This is a genomic window from Thiomicrospira sp., from assembly GCF_036568485.1.
Taxonomy (GTDB): domain Bacteria; phylum Pseudomonadota; class Gammaproteobacteria; order Thiomicrospirales; family Thiomicrospiraceae; genus Thiomicrospira.
In genome coordinates this window covers 1-2382 of record NZ_DATCSL010000116.1, presented here as the reverse complement: position 1 = coordinate 2382, position 2382 = coordinate 1, and the positions used below count along the sequence as shown (strand labels likewise).

At 43.8% G+C, this 2382-nt stretch carries 3 protein-coding genes and 1 pseudogene; all 4 read left to right on the top strand.

Going from position 1 to position 2382, the window contains the following annotated elements:
• The coding region (locus VIM91_RS10985; RefSeq protein WP_331864857.1) for a DnaB-like helicase C-terminal domain-containing protein at positions 1-478 on the top strand (478 nt) is incomplete at its 5' end.
• 1 nt (position 479) lies between these two features.
• Positions 480-1556 carry an alanine racemase gene (alr, locus tag VIM91_RS10980; protein ID WP_331864856.1) on the top strand — a complete coding sequence of 359 codons (1077 nt, stop codon included), beginning with the start codon at positions 480-482 and terminating at the stop codon, positions 1554-1556.
• A 4-nt stretch (positions 1557-1560) separates the two neighbouring features.
• Positions 1561-2160 (top strand): NUDIX domain-containing protein, encoded by a 600-nt coding sequence (locus tag VIM91_RS10975; RefSeq protein ID WP_331864855.1) that lies wholly within the window; start codon positions 1561-1563, stop codon positions 2158-2160.
• 16 nt (positions 2161-2176) lie between these two features.
• Positions 2177-2382, top strand: a pseudogene (locus tag VIM91_RS10970) (hypothetical protein); the annotation flags it as partial.

Genomic DNA, 2382 nt, shown 5'->3' with positions numbered 1-2382 from the left:
TGATAAACAGCGCCGTAAAGCTATAGAGGCGGGGATTGAGGATCCAGAATCAAAAGTAACAGGTTTAGGCCTAATCGTAATCGACTATCTTCAGCTTATGCGCGGCTCTCAGAATACCGATAATCGTGTAAACGAAATTTCCGAAATTTCACGAGGCTTAAAGGCGCTTGCAAAAGAGTTAAATATTCCAGTTATTGCTTTATCTCAGCTAAACCGAAGTCTCGAACAACGCCCAGATAAACGACCAAAAATGTCAGATCTCAGAGAATCTGGTGCGATTGAGCAAGATGCGGATTTGATTATCTTTATCTATCGAGATGAAGTCTACCATCCAGATACGGATGACAAAGGTACCGCGGAAATTATAATTGGTAAACACCGTAACGGTTCAATCGGTACGATTCGCCTGACGTTTATTGGCGAATACACACGCTTCGAAAACTACGCTTCTATGCCAGCACAGGATATGCATTACTAATATGTCACGTCCTATTTGCGCCCAAATCAATTTAGCGGCATTACGTCATAATTTAAATCAAGTTCGCGATTTAGCACCAAATTCTAAAATTTGGGCGGTGATTAAAGCGAATGGATACGGTCATGGAGTAGGCCGGGTAGCCAATCAGCTAGCTTCCGCTGATGGGTTTGCGGTAGCCTCGGTTGATGAAGCTCTGATTTTGCGTCAAAAAGGGTTCATCCATCGCATTCTGCTACTTGAAGGGATCTTTTCAGCCGATGAAATTGAGCTAGTAGAACAACACCGCTTAGAAATGGTGGTGCATTCACCTCATCAAGTTAACTGGTTATTGGAAGCGGATATTCAAATCCCGATTAAAGTGTGGGTGAAATTAGATACGGGCATGCATCGGTTAGGATTTAGTCCGGAAGATTTTGAACAAATCATGATTAAGTTGCAAAATGCGCAACCCAAGATCAGTTTGCACGTGATGTCTCACTTTGCCAGTGCGAGTGAGAGCGCTGACTTTACGGCTAAACAACTTGCAACTTTTGAACAAATCACCCAGAACCTTGACTATCCGAGAAGTTTTGCTAACTCGGCGGCGGTACAAAACTTAACTCAGGCTCATTTTGAGTGGGTGCGTCCTGGCATCATGCTATATGGCGCAGGTATCTTAACTGAATGGCAATCCCGATTTCGTGCGGTATTAACCTTTCGTACTCAGCTAATCAGCCTTAAATGGATTGAAGCAGGTGAAGAGGTTGGCTATGGCCAAACTTGGCAAGCACAACGTCGCAGTTTGATAGGGGTAGCCGCGGCTGGTTATGGGGATGGCTATCCGCGTCATGCACCCAGTGGCACACCCGTTTTAGTTAATGGAAAGCGGGCAAAAATTGTCGGTCGAGTTTCGATGGATATGATTACGATTGATTTAACAGACTTTGCTGATTCGGTGCAGATTGGTGATCCGGTAATCTTATGGGGAGAGGGTTTAAGTGTAGATGAAATTGCTGACTCCGCCGGTACAATCGGTTATGAACTCTTATGTGGCATTACCCAGCGTGTGCCTATTATTGAAGTAAATAATGAGGTTTAACTCAATGGTTAAAACACTCAATATTCATTCAAAAACAATTGCTTACCAAGGTTTCTTTAAAATCGAGTTGGTTGATTACCAACACAGCCTTTATCAAGGTGGCATGAGCCCTGAAATACGACGCGAACTATTCAATCGTGGTCAAGCCGTGGTTGTCTTACTTTATGATTTAAGCAAACAATGTGTGATTTTAATCGAACAATGTCGTGCGGGTGCTTTAGAGCAAGCAATAAATTCAGAAGCTGACCACCAGGCCTGGTTGATTGAGCCGGTTGCGGGCATGATTGAGGAAGGTGAAACGGCTCAACAAGCCTGCAAACGCGAAGTATTCGAAGAGGCCGGTATCGTTTTAAATGATTTTGAATACCTAACCCAGTTTTACCCCAGTCCAGGGGGTTCGAGCGAAATATTACACCTTTATGCGGCACAAGTTGACAGTGACCAAGTCGCTGAATTTTCAGGATTAGCGCATGAAGTAGAAGATATTCGGATTATCAAATTGCCTTTTGCGGAAGCTAAACAAGCCTTGTTAAACGGGGAATTTAATGTAGCCAGCACCATCATTGGGTTACAATGGCTGTTTTTCCAACGTTTAGTTTCCTAAGCCACTGAGTATCAGCATGTTTGACCTATTTCGTTACGCCCACCCCAGCAAAAAACTGCATCAGATTATGGTTCTGGTAAGTGCGGCGGTCGCTTTATTCTGGTTGTACTATACAATCGTAGCCCAACAACTGCTGCCGCGCATGATAAAAGGCGAAACCCAATTGCTTGATGCTTTGATTGGTTTTCCTTTGGTGATCGCTTTGGCAATTGTGATTTATGC

Bases quoted from the DNA above. Each gene is read 5' to 3' on its own strand.
- alr (WP_331864856.1), top strand. From the start codon at position 480: ATGTCACGTCCTATTTGCGCCCAAATCAATTTAGCGGCATTACGTCAT.
- VIM91_RS10975 (WP_331864855.1), top strand. From the start codon at position 1,561: ATGGTTAAAACACTCAATATTCATTCAAAAACAATTGCTTACCAAGGT.